Consider the following 25,120-nt stretch of genomic DNA (forward strand, 5'->3'; position numbering starts at 1 on the left):
CCACTCACTTCCGCACGGCGTTCAGATATTCGTGATACCCGTCATTGTTGCGCAGGGCCGCGTCGATGTCCTGGTCGCCCTGAGCCTCCAACCAGGCGTACAGATCATCATAGAGGGCCGGATTCATCGCCAGAAAGGGCAGCAGCTGGCGATGCTTGGCCATGGCGAACTGCAGGGCGAAGTCACCGGTACGCTTGGCATCATCGGAGCTCATTCCGTCCACCACGATGGCCTCCTGGCCACGGTCATAGTCACCCTTGGAGACCCGCTCGAAGACCGATCCGGGCTCGAAGGCCGGCTGATACTGCTGGTCATCATCCGGCTGATCCGCTGGCTGAGGACGTCGGGCCTGATCCGATTCCTTCTTGGAAAGGCGGGCCAGCTCTACGGCTCCCAGCGGGGTGAATCCCTGGGCAGTGTCCGCTTCCCTCCCCCGGCCTTGCCGGGACTGACCATCTGCATAGCCCCTGCGGCCGGAAGCTGCACGATCATCGCGATGACGACGATCATCACGGGCATCGCGAGCATCCTGGTCGTAGCGATCCTGATCAGGGGCGGATTCAGCGGAACGGGAACGACGAGCATCAGCGAAAAGATCGCGGTCGACCGGCTGGCTGTCCTCCTGCCGAGTGCCGACCAGCGGCAGACTCTGCTCGGATTCGTGCTCCTGCCATGGCAGAGGCTGGCGGGCTTCGCCACCACGCCGATCACCTTCGCGGTCTTCGAATGCTCTGTCATCCGGCTGGTCGGCATAGGCCCTGCGAGGGTATGATCCCTGACCATCAGCCGGCCCCCTGTCAGTCTGGCCATGCTCAGCTGAATCAGAATCGTCAGAATACCGAACCTGCGGGCCTTGCGAATCTGTGGGCTCTGCTCTTCCGGAGAAAGGCGGCGACGGATTGCCCTCCGAACCCTGAGCGGCTGGGGCAGTCCTGGGACGATCCTGTGAAGCACCGCCGGCCTCTTGGGAAGAATCGGCTGTCTTGGCAGCGCCCAAGGCCATATCGTGAAGGGCAGTGACCCGGTTGCGGACCCCGTCGGCCTTGAAGATGCCAGTGGGCTCGCCGGCGCGCATGTCCAGAATGTCGTCGACGGACATTTCAGCCGCATCAGGCTCCACCATGCCCCGGGGCTGTGTGGAGTATGAGAAGAGGTCGGGCACCCGGGGCGAGGGATCGGTCTTATCCTCTTCGGGATTGTTGATGCGCACGAAGTCGACAGGGACATCACCGAACTGAAAGCGAGCCGAGCTGCTGGACAGGGGGAAGGCGGCGTCCACGGGCAGCCTGACCAGCGATCCGTCGGACTGGATCAGATAGGAGCCGTTGGTGGAACCCATGTCGCGCAGGGTGGCCAGACCGTCCTGGTCGACGGCGAAAATGGCATGCCGCTTGGACATGGATTTAGTCTGATCGGGCACCTCCAGACGACGCCGACCGTCATCGGCCAGCGGACGCAGAGGCTTGCGGCCGATCTCGACGGTCTCGCCAGGCTTGAGCCGGGTCTCTTCCGCCCCATTGAACTTGACTATCCACACCTGCCCCGGTCGCCGATCGTCACTCACGTTTTCGACCTCCCAAATCTGCAGCCGCCTTCACTCGGTACTATCGCCTATTCTGTCATGAAACCCAGAGATAGGATTGATTGCGTGCCGAATTAACTGATAAAGGACACATGATAGGTTCGCAGGCATAGCCCAGCACTTGGAGCCGTCAGGATCGGGAGCATCTGCAGACCTGATTGCGAAAACGGCACGTGGTTCATTGCCTGCCATGAATCAATTCAGACACTTTGGTCCACCCTCGCACAGATAGTCTCCGAACAAATACGCACACCCATCCCCCATGGCATGGCCGGATATGGGAAAGCCCCGGGCCGTCGGTGACGGCACAGGGCTTTCCAGCATGCAAGGGCTCAGAAAGAGCCGATGACTACTTGAGCTCGACGGTGGCGCCGGCCTCTTCCAGCTGAGCCTTGGCCTTGTCGGCGTCCTCCTTCTTGGCACCTTCCAGGACGGCCTTGGGGGCACCGTCAACCAGAGCCTTGGCGTCGGCCAGGCCCAGGTTGGTGATGGCCTTGACGGCCTTGATGACCTGGATCTTCTTGTCGCCGATGGCGGAGAGGACGACGTCGAACTCGGTCTTCTCCTCCTCAGCCGGAGCAGCAGCACCGGGGGCGGCAGCGGCCACGGCCACGGGGGCGGAGGCCTCGACGTCGAACTCGTCCTCGAACTTCTTGACGAAGTCGGACAGCTCGACCAGAGTCATTTCCTTGAACGCGTCGATGAGCTCGTCAGCGGAGAGCTTGGCCATAATGGCTTCCTTTCATTTGTGGCGACCGGCATTGACTGGTAGGCCGATCACCGAACATCTTTTTTTGTGTTTGCCGTATGAATCCGGGCCAGTGGCCGTGGACTCAGGCGGCCTTTTCCTGCTTCTCGCGCAGGGCGTCGAACGTGCGCACGGCCTTGGTAGGCACAGCGACGAACAGGTTGGCGGCCTTGGACATGGTGCCCTTGAGCGCGCCGGCCATCCGGGAGAGCAGAACATCGCGGGATTCCAGATCCGCGATCTTCTTCATGGCATCCGCGTCAACAACAGCTCCATCAATGAAGCCGCCCTTGACGATCAGTGCCTGGTTGTCCTTGGCGAAATCACGCAGCGCCTTGGCGGCATTGACGTAATCACCCTTGACAAAGGTGATGGCGCAGGGGCCGGCAAGCATCTCATCGAGACCCTCGATTCCAGCCTCTTTGGCTGCAATCCGGGCTAGCGTGTTCTTCGCCACGTTGTAGGAAGTATCGCGGCCTAGCTTGTTCCGCAGATCGGCGACCTGCGGAACACTGAGCCCGCGGTACTCGGTGAGGATGATGGCGTCGGCGTCACGGAACTTGTCCGTCAGCCTGGCGACAGCCTCTTCCTTTTCGGGCCTTTTCATGGCGTTCCTTCCTAGACAGACCTCTGGAGGGAGCCGGACGACCGAGCATGGCAGGCAAAAAGAAAGCCCTGCCGACAGGCAGAGCGAAAAAACAGGTCGCAAGGACCGATTTGAAACTCAACCTGTGCTGGCTCGATCAACCGAACTTAGGAGACCCAAGGGTCCCGACCAACGGTCTTTGGTATGCAAGGGGCAATACTACACAGGTCGGGTGCAGCCGTCAAGTTCACAGGCACGGCAAGTTCGAAGCCAGCCAGCTTCGGGGACTGCAGAACTGCAGCAGATTCACGGCATCTAGGCCCTGACGGGCGCAACCCGTCAGATCGCAGGCCCATAGGCGCCAAGCTGCACGGCTGTGCTGACCTGCGCTCAGAGCTCGCACACGATGCCCAGCACCAACCTGGCGGCCGTGTCGGCATATTCGGAGATGTCGAACTCCCGGAAGACCTCGTAGTCGGTGTCGGCGTTGTCGCTCAGAGCACGGATGACCAGGGCTGGCACCTTGTTGCGGGCCGCCACATGGCAGACAGCCGCGCCCTCCATCTCGACCGCGTCGGCCCCGGTCTGCTCCTTGACTTCGGCGATCTTCTCCGGGCTGTCCACGAAGTAGTCACCTGTTGCAATGGTGCCGACGATGTGCTTGATCCCCATGGAGTCCAGAGTCCGGCTTGCCAGATCCAGCAGGCGAGGGTCCGAGTGGAACTCCTCGGTGCCGGGGGCCGACTGGGCTACCAATCGCATGTCGGTATCCAGATAACGCAGAGTGCCGCCAAGAACCACGTCGTTGATGTGCAGGTCCTTGTTCAGATTGCCCGCAATGCCGGAGAAGATAACGGCCCTGGGGCGGAAAGCATCGATCAAATACTGTGTGGTGGCGGCGATGTTGACAGTACCCATGCCACCCACGGTGGCAGCCAGACGAACCGGGCCGTGCGCCCCATTCAGGGCGCCGCATATGACCTTCAGGCCAGCTTCACCGGCCCGGGGATCCTGATCCGCCTGCTGCAGACCTCGGCCGATCAGGGCCACCTCCTCATCCATGGCCCCGATGACGGCAACCGGCCGCCGATCCTCACCCTTCGGGGAAGCATCCGCTTCGCTCATACCTGACTCCTTATCCAAGATTCCACTGGCAACTGCAGCCCGACCAGACTACTGCAGGCGCAAGTCAACGAGTTGCGCTTCGACGACGATCCACTGCTCCTGCCAGCTCCTCCAGCCGGTCCTGGGTATCAGGCCAGGAGATGCAACGGTCGGTGATCGAACACCCGTAGACCAGCTGGTCCAATGGGGCCGGCTTCTGATTGCCTCCACGTATGAAACTCTCCATCATCAGGCCAGTGACGCCTTCCTCACCGTCACCTATCCGCTGGGCCAGCTCATGGACAACCTGGATCTGGCGCCGCTCGTCTTTGCCGGAATTGCCATGGGAAGCATCGATGAGCAGTCCGTGGGCAGCCGCGCTGTCCTTAGGCATGCGCTGGCGCAGCACGGCAAGGGCTGCACGCACCGAATCCTGATCATAGTTGGGGCCGGACTTGGAGCCGCGAAGAACCAGATGGCAGTCGGGGTTGCCCATGGTCGCCACAGCCGCAGCCTGACCCTCATGGTCTATTCCGAAGAAGGTATGGCGCTGAGAGGCTGCATAGCAGGAATCAATGGACACATCCACGCTGCCATCCGTGGCGTTCTTGAAGCCGATGGGCATGGACATGCCGCTGGCCAGCTGCCGATGGACCTGGCTCTCCGTGTTCCGGGCACCAATGGCCCCCCAACTGACCGCGTCAGAAATGTACTGGGGCGATGTAGGCTCAAGAAATTCCGTGGCCGCCGGAAGCCCGGTCTCCAGCACACCCAGCAAAATGCGCCGTGCCAGAACCAGGCCCTTCTGGATGTTATAGCTGCCATCCAGGTCGGGGTCGTTGATCAGGCCCTTCCAACCGACCGTGGTCCGAGGCTTCTCAAAGTAGACCCGCATGACGATCAGCAGCCGATCCTTCAACCGCTCATTGACGGCCGACAGACGACGGGCATAGTCCAGCGCAGCATCGGGGTCGTGGATGGAGCAGGGGCCCACAATGACCAGCAGCCGGTCGTCCCGCCCATGCAGGCAGTCCACGATTTCCTGCCGGGAGCGGATGACCAGATCCTTGGCCGATCCGTCCAAGGGATATCGAGTCAGCATCTGCGCGGGCGAAGGCAGGCGGTCAAGCTCAAAGACCCTCCTGTTGACGATCCGGCCTATGCCTACCTCGTCCTCCCACCTGGGCACGTTCCCGGTCTGCAGGGGGTTGACGCCTGCCGCCAGCGCCTTGTGCACCAGTTCAACCTCGTAGGCCTTGCTGGGTCGGGGCAGAGGCTCCTGTGGCTCATCCTTCATCCGGCTCATGCCTTCTCCTTTCCCGACGAGCCTGCACGGCATCGGCCAGGATCTGCAGCAGTTCCTCGGTCCTGTCCCAGGAAATGCAGGCGTCGGTGACGGACTGGCCGAAGACCAAGTGATCCAGCGGGGCCGGAGCCTGGTGACCGCCCTCAAGGAAGCTCTCCATCATGATGCCTGACAGGCCCTGCTCACCCTTGGCGATACGTTCTGCCAGCTCTTCGACCACCTGGGCCTCACGCACTGGATCCTTGCCACAGTTGCCATGGGCTGCGTCGACGATCAGCCCCCGGCAGGCACCAGGGCCCAGCGGGGCCTGATGCATGGCCTCCAGGGCGGACCGGACGGACTCCGAATCGTAGTTGGGGCCATGACTGGAACCGCGCAGAATCAAGTGACAATCTGGATTGCCCCTGGTCTCGGCAGCGATGACATGACCGTCTAGGTTGATGGACAGGAAGTGATGCTCGGATGCTGCGGCCAGGCAGGAATCAACCGCTGCCTTTACACTGCCCTCGGTCGAATTCTTGAAACCCATGGGCATGGACATGCCGCTGGCCAGTTCCCTGTGGACCTGGCTCTCCGTGTTTCGAGCCCCGATGGCCCCCCAGCTGACCGCGTCAGAGAGATACTGCGGAGTGATGGGATCCAACCATTCCGTGGCCGCCGGAATCCCTTGTCCCAGAACCTGCCAGAGCACCTGACGGGCCAGGCGAATCCCCTTGCGAATATTGAATGTTCCATCCAGATCGGGGTCGTTGATCAGCCCCTTCCAGCCCACTGTGGTCCGGGGTTTCTCAAAGTAGACCCGCATGACGATCAGCAGCCGATCCTTCAACCGCTCATTGACGGCCGACAGACGACGGGCGTACTCCAGAGCAGCCTCCGGGTCGTGGACTGAGCAGGGGCCGGTGATGACCAGCAGCCGATCGTCCCGGCCATGCAGAACATCCCGAATGGCCTGACGGGAGTCCCGCACCAACTCCATACGCTCCGAATCCAAGGGCCGCGAGCGCAGAAAGACCCTGGGGGCCGGGATGGGATCCAACTGACGGATGTTGACGTCCACTGTTTCGGGAAAGACGGCCGTATCGGCAAAATACTGCCGTTCCTCTTCCGGGATGATATCCGGTTCCTTGACGAATGCCACGGTCGCTCTCCTCTCTGTCGTACTCCGACGATCCTGCCCGAATTTCTTATGACCGCCCGCATCCGGACCAATGCGGACGGTCCGTTCCCGCGATCCATACAGACCACGGGAACGAACAGCTGAATGGATAAATTGGTGACGTTGCTCAGGCCAGGGCGCCCATGGGATCCCAGGCGGGCAGCATGATGGCCTCTTGGTCAAAGGCCCGGCGATACTCCTCGGACAGCATGGACTTGGGCACGGCCACCTCATAGACATACTGGCTGAACCAGTCGTCGCTCATGGTGAAGTAGCCCTTGTTGGCGATGTCCCCGCCCCAGGAGTTCTCCACCCGCCAGCGGTTGGTGGTCCGGCCGTCATCGGCCACATCCACACCCACGAATGCCATGGCGTGGTTCTGGGCCGAGTCGCCGAAGCGCACCCGCTGCTCCTTGTCCATGTCGAAGTCCACACCGTAGACCCGGCCGTACTCGAACAGGTCAGTGGCCCACTGGCCGGCCTTGCGGTCCATCATGGGGTGGCAGTCGGCGCCGAACCAGACCGGCAGGCCCTGCTCGCTCATCAGACGACGGGCGCAGTCCTTCATGACCTCCACCGGAACGTTCAGATACTCGGTGGGATCGCCGCCAGCCACGTTGCCCAGATGCTCGATGCCGATCTTACGGCCCTTGGGGTGCTCGGGACGCGGATCGTCGACCAGGCAGACATAGTCTTCAAGTCCGGCATTCACGTAGCGCTTCCAGAACTCCTGCGGGGTGATCCGCCCATCCCTGTGGAAGACGCCGTCCTTGTCGGTCCACTCCCAGTCGAAGCTGGTGGGCGGGGTGCCCAGATGAATGGTCAGGATACGGTGGCCGGCCTCCAGGGTCCGATCAATGATCCCGTCGATCCCCTCCGGGTTGGCCACCATGTGAGCCGTGGCCTGATGAAGCAGGCGACGGAGCTGGTCGTTCATCTGGCTGGTGTTCTGGGAGGAAGCGGTCTCGGGATAGAACTGCTTGGGCACTGCACCGTACTTCTTATAGATGTTCATGGCCATGATCCACTGGCCGCCATCGCCCATGACATCGCCCATCAAGAAGCGCATGAGCTGGGAGTCGACGGGCTCGCCGGCACGCACCAGAGCGGCCACGTCGCGCAGGAAGTAGTTGACGCGCTCAAGCTTGTCATAGTACATGGCGTAGTTCTGGGACAGCTCGAAATCGCCCATAGGGTTGGCAGTGCTTTTACCATCGATGTTCAGAGCCTTGCGGGCCACAAATCGGGCTACATTCAACGAGCTGAAAAGCCAGCAACGTCCGGAATGCGCCTGCGAGGTGACCGTGCCATTATCGATGCTGACCGAAAATCGGTGCTGGAGCAGGCGGGAGCGGTTATAGTTGTGGGCCACTTCGTCAATGCCTACCTGAGTGACGGCGTTCATGGCGACGTGGTTGGCCTCGCGCTCATCAAAGGCGGTGCGCAGGCCCTCCAGACGGGTCTGATCCAGTGGTGTCAGTACTGATGTCATACGGTCTATCCTTGTTTCCTTTCATACGGATGTATCTGCATCCCTGCATCCAGCATAGCGGGAATCGGTCCTCAAAGGTTCGCCTGGCGGAGGATGTGGACAACTGTACCTTTTGTCAAGCCAGGGAGAAGCGCTGGGCCGCATTGACCACGGCCAGAACCAACAGGACGGCCAATCCAAGGGAGATCCAGCCCTTATAGGTGCCGGAGCGTGAACGATTGGCGCGCAGACGGTCTGCCAGCCGGCCCCGAATCAGCCAGAGGACTACCAGTCCCCCAACCAGCCCCAGAAGGGTCATGCCCTGGTTGATCATCATGCCGGTGCGGGCCGGCACCGTCTGGGTCAGCCACATCATGGCGTCAGCCAGGACCAGGTTGTTGAAAATGTGCAGGGCCATGGACCAGAGGATGGAGTACTCCATGGCGATGACACCCAAGACCAGACCCAGCAGGAAGGTGAACAGACTCTGGGTGATGTCTCCGTGCAGGCAGGCGAAGATAAGGGAGGAGGTGACGATGGCGAAGGTCCGTCCGTAGGGCTTCAGTCGGCCCATGACCACGCCGCGCAGCAGGAACTCCTCGACGATGGGGACCAGGATGGCCGTGTCCAGGGGCGACAGGAACCCATGCTGGCCCGCCGCGATCTGGGAGGTGGTGGAGTGATAGACCAGCCCCAGGGCCTGGGATCCCTGGTTGACCACCCAGGTGAAGCCGGTCTCGATGCTGCTGGCCAGCATGATCAGCAGGATGGCTCCGATCAGCACGGCCGGACCGGGATTGGTCTGAGCCTTGTACTGCACAGGGTTGGAGCCACGCCCGAGCAGATCCTGGCTGCGGGTGCCGAAGAGAAAGACCAGCATGACCAGATCGCCCAGCAGATCGCCCAGCCCCGGCTGACGGGCAATGCCCAGGGCTGCGGCCACCGAGGGCAGATTCAGAACCCCCGCGATCAGGTTGGCCACCACCAGGTACACCAGGGCATAGAGGGATTGCAGGTCCACCCCACGGCGCACCTGGGCACTCCATGGGCGCGAAACAGCCGACCCGGATGACCCCGTGGCGGACACATGTGATGATGAGTGCTGTGATTGCTGCATGACGCTCTCCCAACCCTACGACCCTTGGCCTGCACCTCTTCACCATCGACTCTAGGCCTCAGCAGGGGTTCGGCCCGAGATTGACAGGCACGCCGGTTTCGGCACGCAGCCAACCAACTTCCAAGCGAGGCTGAACGACAGGGCCGGATCGCAGACCATGCCTGCGATCCGGCCCCAACGGACAATGTCCTTTGCTGATCAGTCCTGATCGGCGGAGGTAGCGTCGTCGTTGATGGGCGGAATAACCGTAGTTTCCTGATCGGTGACTGCCTTCTCCACCTGTCCGTCCTCACTCTGGGCCGGCGCGTCATCGGCCTGGACGGGTTCATCGGGAAGGGCGCTCGGCGCTGGTGAGGGCAGGACCTGGGTGGGCATATTGGCTGAGGACCTGACAGCCGCAGCCTCAGCCGCGCTGGCATCATCCCCGGAATTACTGTCGGAATCAGTTGCCGCACCATCGGCTGACTGGCTGACTGGGACCGGATCGACTGATGTCTGAGGGGCTTCTGCCTGGGCGTCGGCAAGGGGCTGGTCGACGGCCTGATCCTCGTCTTCAGCCTCCGAGGATGTCGCCGAAGCCGACGAAGCAGGGGCCGGCAGCGGATCCGCGGCAGGCACAGCGTTGACCACGGGCACGCTGGGCGCCTGCCCCTCGTCCTGGTCATTGACCACAGCCTCATCGTGGAAGCCGTCGAAGTTGCCGAAGGACTTGGAGAAGATGTTCCGCAGCTCGTCGACCCGAGCGGTAATGGTGGCCTCCCGGTGCTGCAGCTTGGTGATGTGGTCCTTGAGCCCGTCAAGCTCGGCCTGGGCGGCCTTGCGATGGGCGTCGACTTCGGCCTGGGCGCGCTGCTTGGCCTCATCCAGCAGCTGGTTGGCCTTGCGCTCGGTCTCCTCCCGCTTGAAGGAGGCGAACGAATCGGCATCCTTGCGGGTGGCCTTGGCCTGTTCAATCAGCTCCTGGGTCTCCTTCTCGGTCTTGACCCGCCGATCCTCCAGGCTCTTAAGCAGCTCGCCCACCTTCTTGGTGGCATCCTCCTGCTGGGCGGCGATGTCGGAGCGGACCTGCTCGGCCTCGGCGTTGACCTTGGCCATGGTCTCGGCGCTGGTGACCTTGGACTCGTCCACGATCTGCTGGGCCTCTGACTTGGCTTTGTCGGTGATTTCCGAAGCCTGCCTACGGGCGTCATTCAGGCTCTTGGAGACCTGCTCACGCACGTCGGCCAGCTTCTTGTTGGCCTCGGCCAGGGCCTTCTGGATCTGATCGTTGGCCTCTTTCTTGAGCTTGGCGATCTCCTCGTCGCTCTTGCGCCGCTTGTCGGCAATCTCCTTGGCGGCCTTGGCCTTCTGTTCGGACAGTTCCTTGTCCTGGGTGGCCTTGCTGGTGGCCAGCCGCTTCTCATGCTCCTCGCGTGAGTTCTGCAGCTCCAGATCCAGAGCCTGACGGCGTTCGGCCACCACCTTATCGGCTGCGGCCTTGTTCTGTTCGCTCTGCTGCTTGGCGGTGGTGGTGACTGTCCTGGCTTCGTCGTTGGCGGCCTCGACGATGGACTTGGCCTTGGCGTTGGCCTCGTCCACAATGTGCTTGGCTTCAAGCTGAGCCTCGTTGACCAGGGTCGTCGCCTTCTCCTGGGCGGAGGTCTTGGTGGATGCCGCATCCTGCTTGGCGCGGTTGAGCAGCTCGGTGCTGGTCTGCTCGGCCGAGGCCAGCAGTTGCTGGGCGTTGGCTCCAAGTGAAGCAAAGGAGTTGCGCGGCTGTTCGGGCTTGCGGGACTTGACCTCCTGGAGTTCCGCCTCCAGCTTCAGAATGCGATCGTCATCGGCCTTGATCTGCTGACGCAACCGGGCCAGATTGCTCCGCGAGGCCGCCAAGGCCTGGTCGACCCGCTCCTTGTCATAGCCTCGCAGGACAACGGGAAACTGATCTTCGGCCATGGAAACACTCCTCTTCGCCACCAGGACATGCCGGCCCGTGACAGAAATGTCTTCGGTCCGGTGGATTTACCTCGACTCTACCCCATGACCGGCCTAAAGTCGCCGTCTGACCTGCCGCCGACACATTGGCCTTACATACGGGTCTCAGGCAATGAGAATGGGACTGGAGGAGGGCCTGCGATAGTAGCGAATGGTCTCATTGACCACCTCGCGCACAGCCTGTATCTGCTGATCCAGGGGCAGGCCGCACTCCTGACCGCCGCTTTCGTTGACCAGGGGAAGGCTGACGAACCCGGCCAGAACATCCTTGTGTCCTGCAGCCCATGCCAGCAGGTTGTAGAAGAGCGCGTTGCAGACATAGGTGCCCGCGTCCGAGCTCAGTGTGGCAGGAATGCCGCAGGTGCCGAAGTCGTGCAGGATGGCCCTCAGCGGCAGTCGGGTCCAGTAGGCGGCCGGGCCCTGGGGGTCGATGGGCTGGCGGCTGGCACGAGGGACGGTATCTCGAGACTCCTGCTCCCCCAGGTTTTCACGATCGTCAGCGTCGTCCTCCTTGAGGTTGACGGCGCAGCGCTCCATGGCGATGCCGCGAGCCCGACGCTTGAGCCCTGTAGCGATGATGATATCAGGGCGCACCCGCTCTATGGCCTCATGCAGGATGGGCCAGGCCTTGGCGAAGCTGACAGGCATGGTGACGGAGGAAATAGCCAGGTCCACGCCCTCCAAGGGATCCTCCTCGGTGGGGCCGACTGGCCGCATGCCTTCCATGCCATGCTCGGCCAAAGCCTGCGAGACCTGATAGGAGGGGTTGACATCAACACCCTCGTAATGATCGTATCCGGCGACGATGACCTTGATCTGCTCCATGTGCCCCATGGTACACAGGACTTCACCCGGCCAGGGAGCGCGCTATCCATTCAGCCATGGGCACGTCCGAGGGCAGGGTGATCTTCATATTGGTCACGCTGCCGGCCACGATGGCCACCGGCTCCTCGGGCAGGCGGTCCACCACCACCCTGGTGTCGTCGGTGGGATGGAAGTCGGGGTCTGCGGCGGCCAGGTCGTAGGCCTTGCGGATGGTGCTGAAACGGAAGGCCTGCGGGGTCTGGGCCCGGAACATGTTGTCTCGGTCGGGCACTTTACGGACCACCTTGCGCTCGCCCAGGTCGCCGGCCATCAGCATGGTGTCGGTCGAGGCCACGGCCACGGTAGCGGCGTTGAAGGTATCCAAGGCATCGATGCAGCCATTGATGGACTCCTGGCTGACGAAGGGACGTACCGCATCGTGGATGAGCAGCTTGGCATTCTGGGGGATCTCCGCTTCGGCCAGGGTCTGCAGGGCCGCCTCGGTGCTGTCCATGCGCTCGATGCCGCCCTGGATGACCGTGCGGACCTTGTCGTAGGTGTCGTCGCCCACGATGGCCTCGACAGCCTCCCGCACCCGATCGTTGACCACGACCAGGATGTCGGTGACCCGGGCATTGAACTGGAAGGCATCAATTGACCAGGCGATGATGGGTTTGCCGCCCACCTGCACCAGCTGCTTGGGGTTGCTCTCGTCAAACCGAACGCCCAGCCCGGCTGCCAGAATCACCGCCACAACTGGCTGAATCTGCTCCTCCGGCTCTGCATTATCCTGACTGACCTCGGACGGGGCTGCTGATGCTCTGCTCTCACTCATAGACTCAACGGTACTCACGCGAGGAGAGGAAGGGGCGCAGGCCCGGCGCTATCTGCACCGAACATCTGCACCCGAGGCCTGCTCCAGCTGCCGGAAGCCGGATCAATCAACATGCTGCATCAGTCGTCGGCCAGGATAAGGGCCAGCATGCGCCCCTCCCCCGCCTTGCTGGCCAGCGAGGCCCGGCGGTGGGAGTACCAGAGCGGATTCTCCAGAGTGCACAAGGGTCGGCGCAGATCCTCAAGACGCTTCGACAGGGAGGGACCCTCACTGTCATGGCTGCAGAGCTCTTCCAGGTCCGGATCCTGACGCAGGTAGCTGGTGGCGGCACCGACCCGGGGGGCGGAATCTACGATACGGGTCACTCCTGCCGCCTTCAGTTCCATCCTGGCTGCAGCGGCGATGTCGATGGCGATTCCGCCGAATCGGCATGGTCCTGATGCGCCGGGGAAACGCTTCTCGAAATCATCGGCCAAGTGCGAACACACCTGATAGCAGTCTGCGCAGATCCGAGGCCCCAGAGTTGCCACGATCCTGGACGGGTCAGCGCCCCTGTCAGTCATGGCCTTGACTGTGGCCGGAATGACGCCAGCCACCAGACCACGACGACCGCAATGCGCCGCCCCCATCACGCCGGCCTGCGGGTCGGCCAGCAGCACGGGGAGGCAATCGGCCGCGAAGATGCCCAGGGCCAGGTCACGACTGGTGGTCACCTGGGCATCGGCTTCGCAGCGCCCCTGGGGCTGACCCTGGTCAGCGTCCCAGACCCTGGCTGAGTGAACCTGATCCACCAGGACCATGGGACGGTCCAGCTGGCGGCCCAGGGCCTGACGGTTGGCAGCCACCGCCTCTGGGTCGTCGCCCCCCTTGCCGCCGAGATTCAGCTGGGCATAATCGCCCGAGGAGACCCCGCCCAACCTGGTGGTGTAGACCACTTTGATCCCAGGCGCCAGGGCTATGGGAATGGTGACCGGGATCGGCCGGCCCTGATCGTCCAGCGACGGCAGGGGACTGCTGTCCAGTAGGGTCCGTTCCCGATCCCAGGCTTGGCCCTGAGCGCTCTGGGTGCCCTGCTCTCTTGGTTCAGGCTTGGGACTCATGCAGTCGCCGCCCGGTTCAGGCGGTCCATCTCGTCCTCGCTCAGTTCCATGTCAGCCGCCTGTAGGGAATCCAGAATGGTGGCCGCCCTGTGAGCCCCGGGAACCACGAAGACGTTGCTGTTCTGGGACAGTTCCCAGGCCAGGACCACGCGCTGGTGGGAGACGCCGCGCTCCTGAGCCACCTGCCGGAAGGCATCATAACGGGTTTCGTCCTTGGGCGCTCGGAAGCCTCCCAGGGGGCTCCAGCAGACGAAGGCCAGCCCCAGCCCGGCCGCATGGTCCAGCTCCTGGCGGGAACTGGTGAAGGTGGGTGAGAACTGGTTCTGCACGGCTACGAGGTCATCGCCCAGAATCTTGCGAGCCAGGTCCATCCGCTCAATATCTACGTTGGAGACACCCAAGGTCCGGGCCACGCCCTGCTTGGCCAGCTCAGCCATGGCCTCCAGGGACTCCTGGTAGGGCACCTGCGGGTCAGGACGGTGCATATAGAGCAGGTCAATGGTGTCCACGCCCAGGGCCTGAGCGGACTCCTTGGCGTGCCGGATCAGGCTCTCCGGCCGACCGTCCACAGCCCAGGTGGGCCGTCCGTCAGTGAAGTTGCGGTAGTGCCCAACCTTGGTGGCCACCAGCACGTCCTGACGAGGTCCCTGCCAGGAGTCCAAAGCCTGGCGAACCAGCCGCTCGTTGGTCTGTTCGGGGCCGCCCGATTCGTAATATGACCAAGCGGTATCCAGATGTCGGCAACCGGCATCCAGGGCCTGGTGGATGACGTCGATGGCCGTTGCCTGGTCCGGCTTGCCCTCGATGGACAATCCCATGCAACCCAGTCCGACCGCTGTCGTAGTAAAGGGCCCCAAGGCCCGCATCGACGATGTCATGTATGTACTCCCGTCTTGTAGATTGAGGCCGGCTTCGACACCGCCGGCCTCCCAACGAGCTTAACTGGCGGCCCGGTCTCAGCGGCCGCCGAAGCGATCCGCCACCGGAACCACCGCCGCCACCGTCGAAGGAGCCACCGCCGTCGCCAAACCCACCAATAACACTGCCAGAGCCGTTGCCGCTGGCCATGCCAATCAGGCCGCCAATCTGGTCGAGTCCCTGGGTCAATTGAGTACCCAAATCAATCACGCCACCTTGGCCGAGCGCTGAATTGACAGCCAATGTTTCAGGGTCACTCAGGGAGGAAGCCGCCGCAACATCCTGGCTGTAAGGCAGGAAGGTCCAGTAGAGCAGGCTGCCGCGCGCATTGTCATTCAGCCAGTCGGAGTCGGTCAGTTCAGGGCTGGCCTGTGCCAGCTGAGCGACGACCCGGTCGCTTATGCCGAAGGCCGTAGCGTAAACCAGGTAACGGTCCCAGAGCACCAGATCCTCCACACCCCGGTGGCTAAAATCGCTGAAGTCAAGCAGATAGCGCCGAAGTCCCGACACCTGGCCGGCCATGGGCTGTCCATTCCTGCTCAGCACCCGCCAACAGTTATAGCGCAAGGAGAATGTCACCACAGCCACCAGAAGCATGGCCAAGAGCGCACGTACCAGTACGGTGCCCGGCAGGAATCCGGCCAACAGAATGAAAGCAGCCAAGAGCACAGCCAGGAAGGCAAAGATGCCTACATTATGACGATAGGCGCGCAGGTCGGCTTTGTTGGTCTCATACTCGACAGCCTGGTAGAAAGCATCCAGGTAGGCCCTGCCATTATCGGATTCAGTCTTGGCGAAGAGCGCAATCATCTCATACAGGTCGAAGCGTTTATTCTCGGAGCCGATCATAGTGGAGGCACCTTCCAGCATGCTCAGGCAGGCTTCCTCGCTTGAGGACAGGGCCAGGGATGCTCGATCCTTGCTGCAGACCGGATTGATGACCACCTCCATGGACTGCTGTTTGCCTTTGAGCAGCAAGCTCCTCACCTGGGTGGTCACGGATCCTTCGCCGAAACTCGCCCGGTCCTCATACTTGACGGGAACAAGAGCGATGGCCCGCTTGGAGGCCAGGGAGAGAATGGTTGCTGACAATTGCCTGCCAATAGGGGATTCTCGGGTCAGCATCACATCGTTGATAACGGCAGCCACGGCGGGTGACAGATCAGGAGGCTGACGGTAGTAGATGATATCGCCTTGGTACTGGGAGTCTCCATAATTGCGGAAGGCATGCCAAAGCATCACTGCAATCAGCCCGATAGCAGCCAAGAGTACCAAGACGCCCGTCAAGAGTGCGATCCGCGCCCGCCTGGTCTGGTCAGCGTGCCAGCGCTCGTACTGCGGACGCTCCTGCCCGACAATACGGTCGCGTGCCGGCTGAGAATCGGTCCTGACCACCGAGGAAGTCCTCCCCGCATCGAAGAGCACCACCAAATCCAGATGCTGGCCCGGCTTGATGCGGTCTGCGGAGAATCGGATACGGCTGTCATCCACCACCTGGTAGGAACCCCTGCCAGCGAAGTGCAGCCAGGCCTTCGCGTCCTTGCCCTTCTCCGTTCCTGTCTGCTTGGGCAGCTTGACATTGGCGCTCACATGCTCAACGGGAATCTGGTTGGTGTCTCCCACGGGCTCCCATTGGAATTCGGCCACATCGGGATGGGCAGTGGTGACCCCGTGGAAGGTCATGTCGATGCGGAAGCGCCGACCTGAATCCTTGGCAGTCTGCGGAATGTTCCAGCCCAGCTCCACTTGGCATTGATTGCCCAGATCGCCGCAGGCGGACCCTTGGCCCGCATCGCCCGGCTTGTAGGATTTCAGCTTCCAGTCCGAGACCATGCCCATATACCAGGTGCCGGCCCAGTTCTTGTCCCAGTCGTGAATGTACTTGACATCATCAGGATACTTTAGCGGGTTGGTCTGCCTATATGTGGAGCCATTAGTCAGGTCAGTCACGCTTACGTCGCTTATGCCGGTCAGCCGGTCAGGCTTGATCTGATAGCGCTGGTAGAGCTCCCGCCAAGGGCGTTTCTTGCCGTGGTCGTCCTCGCGGGAATTCATGGTGACAGTCAGGGTCTGACTGATACGCAAATCCCCATTATCCAGGACCTGGACATCATAATCCACCGAATCGTATACCAGGTCGGGACGATTCCTGTTGGAGATATACAGGACAGCGAGGCACGTCACCAAGACTGCCACCAGAGCCAGCGCCAAGGCCCCGAGAAAGCGTGAGGTGCTCCAGGAGGGATGGCTCGAGGAGGGATGATTCGAGGCCGCCTTCCCGGAGGAGGCTGCTGGGGCGTTCACTGTCCGAAGTCCACAACTGGCGCCTGGCGGCTACCCTCGTCGGCCTGGAAGTACTGGGCCTGACGGAAGTGGAAGAGGGATGCGATGATGTTTGAGGGGACCGTCTCGATGCGGGTGTTGAACTTCTGAACCACATCATTGTAGAACTGCCTGGCGTAGGCGATCTTGTCCTCCAGGTCCTTGAGCTGACGCTGCAAGTCCAGGAAGTTCTGGTTGGCCTTGAGCTCAGGGTAGGCCTCCGCCCGAGCCATCAGAGTGACCAGGGATTGACCCAGCCGTTGCTCAGCATCGGCACGTGCCTGCATCTGGTCTCCGCCAGCCGTCTGTGCCTGGGCCACGTCGGCGCGGGCTTTGGTCACCTCCTCCAGGACGGTGGACTCGTGTGAGGCGTAGCCCTTGACCGTCTGGACCAGGTTGGGCACCAGGTCGGCACGCTGCTTGAGCTGGACGTCAATCTGGGCCCAGCCATTGGCCACCCGGTTGCGCAAGTTGACCAAACCGTTGTAGATACCGATTCCCCAGATGACCAGCAACACGACCAGCAAAACGATGATGATGAGCACGATCATTGATACGGACATGCCATCATTCTCTCACTAAATTCAGAAGAGACAAAAACGGGGACCCCGTCCAATGGAACGGGGTCCCCGCATCAGTGGGAATCAGTCCTCACTGTCGAAGGGATCGAAGTCCCTGCGTACGCGGCGACGGGGACGCTCTGAGCGCTCCTCCCGGTCGGCCCGGTACTCGTCGTAGTGCTCGTCGGCGGCATAACGCGGGTTCTCCCTGCGGCCACGGTAGCCGCCACGTCCGGAAGAGCGACGCTCATGACGACCGCCGCGGTCACCACGGCCACGACGCTCGCCACGGCCCCGGCCGCCACGATCCTCGTCATCATCGCGGGAGACCCGACGACGGTCGCGACGTGAGCCACGGTCCTCATCCTCGAACCAGTCTCCGCCGTCCTCATAGTCACGGTCGCGGCTCTGACGACGGTGCCGGGGACGGTCCTCCTGGTCCTCGTCGTCGTAGTAGCGATCATCACGCTCGGAACGGGAACGGCGCGGGGCCTCATACCGATCCTCGCGGTCGGAGGAACGACTGCGGCGATCACGACGATCACGGTCACCACGTCCGCCGCGCTCACGACGGTCGCCACCACGGTCACGACGGTCTGTGCGGCCGCCACGATCACGGCCGCCTGCAGACTCCTGATCCTCGAAGCCGGGGATGGCCAGGGAGATCTTGCCGCGGTCGTCCACACCCTGGACGATGACCTCGACGGTGTCGCCCTCCTTGAGGACGTCCTCCACGGAGTCGATACGCTCGCCGTTGGCCAGGTTGCGGATCTGCGAGATGTGCAGAAGCCCGTCGGTGCCGGGGGTCAGATTGACAAAGGCGCCGAAGCTGGTGATCTTGACCACCTTGCCGTTGAAGGTCTCCCCCGCCTCGGGCACGTGCGGGTTGGCGATCTGGTCGATGACCTCCTTGGCCTTGGCCGCTGCCTCGCCGCCCTCGGAGGCGATGTAGACCGTGCCGTCGTCCTCGATGGAGACGTCGGCACCGGTGTCCTCCTGGATCTGGTTGATCATCTTGCCCTTGGGTCCGATGACCTCGCCGATCTTGTCGACAGGAACCTGGGTGGTGATGATGCGCGGCGCATAGGGGCTCATCTCGGCGGGCCCGTCGATGCACTCGTTGATCACGTCCAGGATGGTGGCCCGGGCTTCCTTGGCCTGCTGCAGGGCGGCGGCCAGGATGTCGGCGGGGATGCCGTCCAGCTTGGTGTCCAGCTGCAGGGAGGTGATGAACTCGGAGGTGCCGGCCACCTTGAAGTCCATGTCGCCGAAGGCATCCTCGGCACCCAGAATGTCGGTCAGGGTCTTGTAGGTGGGCCGACCGTCGACCTCGCCTGTGACCAGGCCCATGGCGATGCCCGCCACAGGGGCCTTCAGGGGCACGCCGGCAGCCAGCAGGGACAGGGTGGAGGCGCAGACGGAGCCCATGGAGGTGGACCCGTTGGAGCCGATGGCCTCGGAGACCTGACGGATGGCGTAAGGGAACTCCTCGCGGCTGGGCAGAACCGGGATCAGAGCGCGCTCGGCCAGGTTGCCATGGCCCACCTCGCGGCGCTTGGGCGAACCCACGCGGCCGGTCTCGCCGGTCGAATAGGGCGGCATCTCGTAGTTGTGCATGTAGCGCTTGGTGGTGGGGCCGGACAGGGCGTCGATGGTCTGCTCCATCTTCAGCATGTTCAGGGTGGTGACGCCCAGCACCTGGGTCTCGCCGCGCTGGAAGAGTGCGGAGCCATGCACGCGAGGCACCACGTCCACCTCGGCGGACAGGGTGCGGATGTCGCGCAGGCCACGGCCGTCGATGCGGTAGTCCTGGGTCAGGATGCGGCGGCGGACAATCTGGCGCTGGAGCTCCTTGAAAGCGTTGCCCAGCTCCTTGTCCTTCTCGGCCTCGTCCATATCGGTGAACTCGTCAGCCAGAGCCTCGCGGACCTTCTCCTTGATCTCGTGGATGCGCTCCTGGCGGGGCAGCTTCTCCGCGATGGAGAGGGCCTGGTCCAGGTCGGCATGAGCCACCTGGTCGATGCGCTCATAGAGCTCGTCGGTGTACTCGGGGAAGAGCTGGAACTCCTTGGTGGGCTTGGCGGCTTTGGCCTTGAGCTCGCTCTGGGCCTCGCACAGAACCTTGATGAAGGGCTTGGCAGCCTCAAGACCCTGGGCGACCACCTCTTCGTCGGGCTTGATCTGGCCCTCGTCATAGATCAGGCTCCAGGCGTTCTTGCCGGCGCCTGCCTCGATCATGGCGATGGCAACATCCCCGCCCTCGACCACACGACCGGCCACGACCAGCTCGAAGACAGCGCGCTCGCGCTCGCTCCAGCGGGGGAAGGCCACCCACTGACCATCGATCAGGGCCAGGCGCAGACCCGAGACCGGGCCCTCGAAGGGCAAGCCGGAGATCAGGGTGGAGGCGGAGGCCGCGTTCAGGGCCAGCACGTCGTAGGCATCCTCGGGGTTGACGGCCAGGATGGTCTCCACAACCTGGACCTCGTTACGCAGGGTGTGCGGGAAGAGGGGGCGCAGGGGGCGGTCGATCAGCCGGCAGGCTAGGATGGCCTCGTTGGAGGGCCGACCCTCGCGGCGGAAGAAGGAGCCGGGGATCTTGCCCGCGGCGTACATCTTCTCTTCCACATCAACGGTCAGCGGGAAGAAATCGTAGTTTTCCTTGGGGCTGGATCCGGCGGTGGTGGTGGACAGCACCATGGAATCGTCATCAAGATAGGCGGCTACTGCCCCATCCGCCTGCTGGGCGAGACGACCCGTCTCGAAGCGCACCGTGCGCTTGCCATATGATCCGTTATCGATCGTGGCTTCTACAGCCGTGATTTCGGGACCCTCCATAGGGTTCCTCCTTTTGTTTACTTCTTGTTTACTACCTGATGTCAGGATGCTCGGCATCAATTAGCTGCCGGAGATCCTTCTACTTCGGTCTGGTCCTGCCGAACCCCATGTCCGGCTATCTTCATGCCTTGCGGACCAACCTTGCATTTGTGTTCAGCACCATCTTCTGCAACCCCATTCCGGGGTTGACGGTGCCTGGTTCAGTCATGCAAAAGCGCCCGAGCGCTAGGCCCGGGCGAAAGCATGCGTATCAGTGGCGCAGTCCAAGACGCTCCACCAGGGAACGGTAGCGGTTGATATCCACCTTCTTGAGGTAATCCAGCAACCGGCGACGATGGCCGACCATGAGCAGCAGGCCACGACGCGAATGATGGTCGTGCTGATGCTGCTTGAGGTGCTCGGTCAGGTCGGAGATGCGCTTGCTCAGCAGAGCCACCTGGACCTCGGGGGAACCGGTGTCACCCTCGTGGGTCGCGTATTCCTTGACGATTGCCTGCTTCTGCTCACTCGTAAGAGCCACGGCTCCTCCTCTTGCATTCTTCCGTTACGCGGTGCACCAGCCCTATGCTGAAGCGCTCTCGATCCGCGGGCGAAACACGCCAAAGATTCATTATACACATTTTGCGGACCAAGCGAACAGTGACGGAATCAACAAAGTGGAGGAAAGCGCAGCGAAAATTGGATTGGCGCCAATGAGGAATGAGTCACTTCACTCCGATGTAGCGAAGATGTCGCACTGTGTTGCACGAATCGACCGTGATTTACATGTAGTCCTGCTATAGGTTTTTAGAGAAGTTGAAGGAATGTAACTTCATTCATCCACCAAAGAGGGCATCTAATGAAACAATCCGAGCAGAACTCCATAAAATCAGAAGACACCATTCTTCCTTTGGGATCCGTGGTGAAAACCGGAAGAGACCCGGGTACCCTGCTGGTTATCATCGCCCGCGCACCGTTGACAGTCATGCATGGAACAACGGGTTACTTTGACTATGGTGCCGTACAATTCCCGTATGGCATGACCGATCCGGCCAAGATCGTTTTCTTCAACCGCCAAGACGTGACGGAAATGGTGTTCATGGGATATATCAACGCCGAGGAACGATCCTATGAACGAAGGTTTGATGAAGTCACCAAATCAACCGCCTACCCCCACCTTCATCTCTGATTCAGTTACCGGTCACATAGGACATACTCGATAAAAGGGATAAAGGGGAGAAAACCAAAAGCGACCTTGACGGATGCGTTGATGAAGCAACCGCCAAGGCTATGCAATTCAATACATTGAACCACTCTTTCATGGTCGGCGATTTTCTTTCTGGCGGTTTTGAATCATTGAGCGGCATTGCTGATTCCTTCGGCACATACTGACAACAGGCAGCTACCCAAGACGCTATGGCTCATGGCCTGATCACTGCCTCTGATGGTGTTATCGGTGCTGCAGCATGAGCTGCCGCTGGAGCAGTTGTGGGATTCAATCGCCCCTGCACCAGGTAGGATTGTAGGAGCTGGAATTGGTTTAGTCGTAGGATACCTCGGTACAGTAGCCGACAACGCTTTTCACGACGATTCCGTCAATCGCAGGAACGGAGATGACATGTGGGGCCACATGAAGGACAATCTATGGTAGCTTTCCCGCTGTCTCCTGCATTGCCATGTGCGCGGCTCGGATTGAAACCGGGGATGACATTAGTGGGGGCGTACTGATGTTGTACCTATTGATAGATGTCGTATTAGGCTCTCCGGCGATGCTGGTCTGGTTGTTTGTGTTGATGTCGTTCAATGCGTGGAGGTCGAGGCGGCTGATGGACCGCGTCCTGGCGCCCTACCTCCTGGCGCGGGGCCTGTGCCTGCAGACCTTCCAGGGGCATGTGTGGCGGCGGCGCGGCAGGATCGGCCGGCCCCGGCCCGGGCAGGTCCTGCCCCTGGGCTCGCTGGTCGTCCTGGCCGACGGGCCTGCCACCGTATCCGGGGCCTACAGAGGCACCGGATGGTTCGACAGGCTGGGAGAGGACGGGCTGGTGGTCCGCCTGGTCGGCCAGTATGTGCAGCCACCCGAACAGACCACCGGGTCATCCGGTCCATGGTACGCGGGCAGGATCTGCTCCGTGGGCGGCCTTGCCTGCGGACCCGGCGTAGTTCCCGGGGGCGACGCTCCCCTGCCCGAGGTCGGCGTCGGCCACACCCCCGACCCCGGCCTGGTCATCTTCACCCAGGACCAGGTCAGCCTTCTGGCCTGGAAGGGACCCGACAACCCCGTCACCAGGCTCCTGCGCGCCCGCCAGGTCCGCGCCCTCGCCCGCGACCACCGGCGGGAGGACCAGGTTCGCCGCCGGACACGGCCGACGCCGAACTGGCACGCCAGCCGCCCCGCATGGTGGCGCTACGAAGCCATCGGCTTCCTGCCCGACCGGTTCACCCGCGTCTACTGGGACCGCGTCCGCAACCAGCCCGTTAAGGCCCCCATGCGCTACCGGACCCCGGAAGCCAGGGAATACAACAGAAGACACTACTCCGTCCCCTTATCCATCGTCGCGATGATCGTCATCATCTTCATATCCGCCTTGAAAATAGCCCGCGCATGGCACCGCTCCAGACCACACCCTCCACTCCAGGGGGGCGATGTCCTCCTGGGCATGCCCCCACGGACCACAGCGATCGTCAGCTGCGTCCTAGGCCTCGCCATCGGCGTCGGCGCATGGGTCTGGGCCACCCACCGGCAATTCCCCCAACACCACATGACCCCGGCCAGCAGCCGCGAACTCCAAACCGCCCTCGACAATTACTGGATCGGCATGCGATACATCACAGGAACTACCATCCCCTACACCATGCATGTCCTCGGCTACAGCGTTTACATCCTGGTGCCGCTCATGTTCCTCACTGATTTCTTCACCCTTCCCGAATGGGTCCATACCCTCATGGGCTGGCCCTTGGTCGCTCTGTTTGTGACCTGCGGGAGCCTAATCATCATAGATACCTCCTACGCCGAGCGGATAGCCAAACGCCTGGATCGGGAATTAGCCGAGTAAAGCCCATATGCATCAGCCCCCATCCCCTAGTAAATTCGCGATCCTATGATTCAAGCCGCGGTGATGAGGCCTCCGAAGAGGACGATGGCGATGGCAATCAGTTCAATGATGAAGAACATGGACAGTGCCGACCAGCTGTGAGTCAGCGTGTTCCAGGGGGAATCCTTGCGCACGCAGACCAGGATGGCCACAAAAATAACGGCAAAGACCGCCACGCCCAACCCGGCCGCGATGATGCCCAAGTTGGCCGCGTTGGCCAGGATGGCCTGATGCTGGTAGACCACGAAGGTGCTGTACCAGAAGTTCATCTTGAGCAGACAGAGGCCGGCGATCAGCTGTTCGGCAGCCAGGCTCAGCACGAAGACCACCCGCCAGAACCAGGAGGACGACTCGATGATGGACATGCCGATGCCCATAAAGGTCAGCACAGTCACGGTCCAGGCGATCAGGGCAATGCCGCGCGGATCCAGGACCGAGGCATAGTGGAGCACGCCCTGGGTATGGTTGATGGCCAGCGAGCGCCCATATCCATAAGGAATGACGATGGCCAGGAGAATCGCCAGCGCGAAGACCACCCAGCGGACCGGGCGGGCACGGCGCTGCTCAATCTCAGCCAGAGAGTATTCAGAGTCCGGAATGGTCGCCTCAGGATGAGCCGAAACTTTGTTCACTGCGGTCGCCTCATCTGGATGCGGTTGCACGACTGCGGAACCCGTTGCCTCGCTTCTGCCGGATTCCGCGCCATCCGCATCGTCGAATTGCTCCATCGGCGACCACACCTCCAAGTCCGCTGCTCGTGGACACATCGCCTACAAGCTTATACCGGGCGGCGCACCCGCGCCCAAGAATGCAAAAGGTCAATTCGCAGGCACTCGGCATCCAGGCAATAGCAGATAAATGGAGTCATCCTGAAAGCGACACAGCCCACCCACGCAGAAGCGGGGAACACCTGATTTCTGCGATCAAAAATGCTGCAGACCTAGACTCATCCCCCACGCATCCGATGAGCACCCGGGCCGCGTCTTCTGACCAGCCGATCATGCTCATCTGAAAACCATGACGATCCGTGTTCAAACACCCTGCTAGTCATCTACCGCTAGTCATATACAAAGCAGACAAAACCCTCAATCAGGGCACACCAATGCGATTACTCCGGCTGGAGAGAATCAAACACTCATGTACGGACTATGAAGCGGTTATGGATTCTCCCTGGCACTCTAATAGCGATTCTTTTGCCGATTGCAGCGGCATATGGGAGCTTGGTGGATGAATCAGTCGAACTGCCTGATGCCGATGACATCACGGAAACTCACATACTCGTCACCGGGACCGCAGCCTGTGCCGTAATTTGTACCGTAGTACACACGATCCGACTGGATCATTCGCCTTTCCTCATCATCCAGCGAATCCCAGACCCGGCGCTCGGCTTCATCCATTTTCTCAGTGATAGGATGCCTCGACGCATAACTGTCGATCAGATCCTGGGGGATGTTGTCATGAGCGGTGCAGGCCTTGTCCTTAGTTGCCATTTCTCTCATGAAATCCTCATCCATGGCCATTCGTCTCCTCTCATCTTTGTGAACCTGCAGGGCATCCATCCCATGCCCCGCAGGATCATCCCCGCGCCTGCTGGGGACACAGAGCATTCTCATTTTTGGCCGAAC

20 protein-coding genes and 1 pseudogene are annotated in these 25,120 nt (G+C 61.7%); 2 read left to right on the forward strand and 19 right to left on the reverse strand.

Annotation, left to right across the window (positions count from 1 at the left end; genetic code table 11):
• Positions 1-4 precede the first annotated feature (4 nt).
• The 17 genes and pseudogenes from RAM15_RS07045 to rpsO form a co-directional block, all read right to left on the reverse strand.
• Positions 5-1,564 carry a variant leucine-rich repeat-containing protein gene (locus RAM15_RS07045; RefSeq protein ID WP_306221313.1) on the reverse strand — a complete coding sequence of 520 codons (1,560 nt, stop codon included), beginning with the start codon at positions 1,562-1,564 and terminating at the stop codon, positions 5-7.
• Positions 1,565-1,931: 367 nt separating this feature from the next.
• Complete coding sequence (rplL, locus tag RAM15_RS07050) at positions 1,932-2,312, reverse strand: 50S ribosomal protein L7/L12 (protein ID WP_045924837.1); 381 nt, start codon at positions 2,310-2,312, stop codon at positions 1,932-1,934.
• A 103-nt stretch (positions 2,313-2,415) separates the two neighbouring features.
• Positions 2,416-2,937, reverse strand: coding sequence for a 50S ribosomal protein L10 (gene rplJ / locus RAM15_RS07055; RefSeq protein WP_045924838.1), 522 nt, complete (start codon positions 2,935-2,937; stop codon positions 2,416-2,418).
• 369 nt (positions 2,938-3,306) lie between these two features.
• The gene (gene mtnN / locus RAM15_RS07060; RefSeq protein ID WP_306221315.1) at positions 3,307-4,041 is read right to left on the reverse strand and encodes a 5'-methylthioadenosine/S-adenosylhomocysteine nucleosidase; all 735 of its coding nucleotides are present in this window, start codon (positions 4,039-4,041) and stop codon (positions 3,307-3,309) included.
• 64 nt (positions 4,042-4,105) lie between these two features.
• Positions 4,106-5,326: a 3-deoxy-7-phosphoheptulonate synthase gene (locus tag RAM15_RS07065; RefSeq protein ID WP_306221316.1), complete on the reverse strand. Its 1,221-nt coding sequence runs from the start codon at positions 5,324-5,326 to the stop codon at positions 4,106-4,108.
• Positions 5,307-6,467 (reverse strand): 3-deoxy-7-phosphoheptulonate synthase, encoded by a 1,161-nt coding sequence (locus tag RAM15_RS07070; protein ID WP_306221317.1) that lies wholly within the window; start codon positions 6,465-6,467, stop codon positions 5,307-5,309. Before RAM15_RS07070 ends, RAM15_RS07065 begins: the two co-directional genes overlap by 20 nt.
• Before the next feature lie 145 nt (positions 6,468-6,612).
• Positions 6,613-7,977 carry a C1 family peptidase gene (locus RAM15_RS07075; RefSeq protein ID WP_306221318.1) on the reverse strand — a complete coding sequence of 455 codons (1,365 nt, stop codon included), beginning with the start codon at positions 7,975-7,977 and terminating at the stop codon, positions 6,613-6,615.
• A 115-nt stretch (positions 7,978-8,092) separates the two neighbouring features.
• Positions 8,093-9,073, reverse strand: a complete 981-nt coding sequence (locus RAM15_RS07080; protein WP_306221319.1) for a CPBP family intramembrane glutamic endopeptidase — start codon at positions 9,071-9,073, stop codon at positions 8,093-8,095.
• A 198-nt stretch (positions 9,074-9,271) separates the two neighbouring features.
• Positions 9,272-11,008 carry a cell division protein gene (locus tag RAM15_RS07085; protein WP_306221320.1) on the reverse strand — a complete coding sequence of 579 codons (1,737 nt, stop codon included), beginning with the start codon at positions 11,006-11,008 and terminating at the stop codon, positions 9,272-9,274.
• A 144-nt stretch (positions 11,009-11,152) separates the two neighbouring features.
• Positions 11,153-11,872, reverse strand: a complete 720-nt coding sequence (locus RAM15_RS07090) for a pyroglutamyl-peptidase I (protein ID WP_306221321.1) — start codon at positions 11,870-11,872, stop codon at positions 11,153-11,155.
• Between the two features lie 22 nt (positions 11,873-11,894).
• Positions 11,895-12,686 (reverse strand): IspD/TarI family cytidylyltransferase, encoded by a 792-nt coding sequence (locus RAM15_RS07095; RefSeq protein ID WP_306221322.1) that lies wholly within the window; start codon positions 12,684-12,686, stop codon positions 11,895-11,897.
• Positions 12,687-12,805: 119 nt separating this feature from the next.
• On the reverse strand, positions 12,806-13,786 hold the full coding sequence (locus tag RAM15_RS07100) for a polyphenol oxidase family protein (RefSeq protein ID WP_306221323.1): 981 nt from the start codon (positions 13,784-13,786) through the stop codon (positions 12,806-12,808).
• Positions 13,783-14,664 carry an aldo/keto reductase gene (locus RAM15_RS07105; RefSeq protein WP_306221324.1) on the reverse strand — a complete coding sequence of 294 codons (882 nt, stop codon included), beginning with the start codon at positions 14,662-14,664 and terminating at the stop codon, positions 13,783-13,785. The genes RAM15_RS07100 and RAM15_RS07105 overlap by 4 nt, the downstream gene beginning before the upstream one ends.
• Positions 14,665-15,091: 427 nt before the next feature.
• Positions 15,092-17,008: pseudogene (locus tag RAM15_RS07110) on the reverse strand (DUF2207 family protein); the annotation flags it as partial.
• Positions 17,005-17,589, reverse strand: a complete 585-nt coding sequence (locus RAM15_RS07115) for a LemA family protein (protein WP_144085014.1) — start codon at positions 17,587-17,589, stop codon at positions 17,005-17,007. The gene RAM15_RS07115 and the pseudogene RAM15_RS07110, both read right to left, overlap by 4 nt.
• 81 nt (positions 17,590-17,670) lie before the next feature.
• Positions 17,671-20,424, reverse strand: coding sequence for a polyribonucleotide nucleotidyltransferase (locus RAM15_RS07120; RefSeq protein WP_306221325.1), 2,754 nt, complete (start codon positions 20,422-20,424; stop codon positions 17,671-17,673).
• A 250-nt stretch (positions 20,425-20,674) separates the two neighbouring features.
• Entirely contained in the window at positions 20,675-20,944 is a 270-nt protein-coding gene (rpsO, locus tag RAM15_RS07125) for a 30S ribosomal protein S15 (RefSeq protein ID WP_024626835.1), read from the reverse strand.
• Positions 20,945-21,262: 318 nt separating this feature from the next.
• Here rpsO and RAM15_RS07130 point away from each other — a divergent pair, with 318 nt between their 5' ends.
• Complete coding sequence (locus RAM15_RS07130) at positions 21,263-21,592, forward strand: DUF4176 domain-containing protein (RefSeq protein WP_306221326.1); 330 nt, start codon at positions 21,263-21,265, stop codon at positions 21,590-21,592.
• A gap of 637 nt (positions 21,593-22,229) precedes the next feature.
• Positions 22,230-23,456 carry a hypothetical protein gene (locus RAM15_RS07135; protein ID WP_306221327.1) on the forward strand — a complete coding sequence of 409 codons (1,227 nt, stop codon included), beginning with the start codon at positions 22,230-22,232 and terminating at the stop codon, positions 23,454-23,456.
• Between the two features lie 50 nt (positions 23,457-23,506).
• On the opposite strand, the gene RAM15_RS07140 is transcribed toward RAM15_RS07135, so the two are convergent.
• Together RAM15_RS07140 and RAM15_RS07145 are read right to left on the reverse strand one after the other, a co-directional pair.
• A complete protein-coding gene (locus RAM15_RS07140) occupies positions 23,507-24,223 on the reverse strand; it encodes a hypothetical protein (protein ID WP_372338652.1) in 717 nt (238 codons plus the stop codon).
• Between the two features lie 504 nt (positions 24,224-24,727).
• Positions 24,728-25,015: a hypothetical protein gene (locus RAM15_RS07145; RefSeq protein ID WP_306221329.1), complete on the reverse strand. Its 288-nt coding sequence runs from the start codon at positions 25,013-25,015 to the stop codon at positions 24,728-24,730.
• Positions 25,016-25,120: the final 105 nt, after the last annotated feature.

It is taken from the genome of Bifidobacterium asteroides (assembly GCF_030758775.1).
Taxonomy (GTDB): Bacteria; Actinomycetota; Actinomycetes; order Actinomycetales; family Bifidobacteriaceae; genus Bombiscardovia; species Bombiscardovia kimbladii.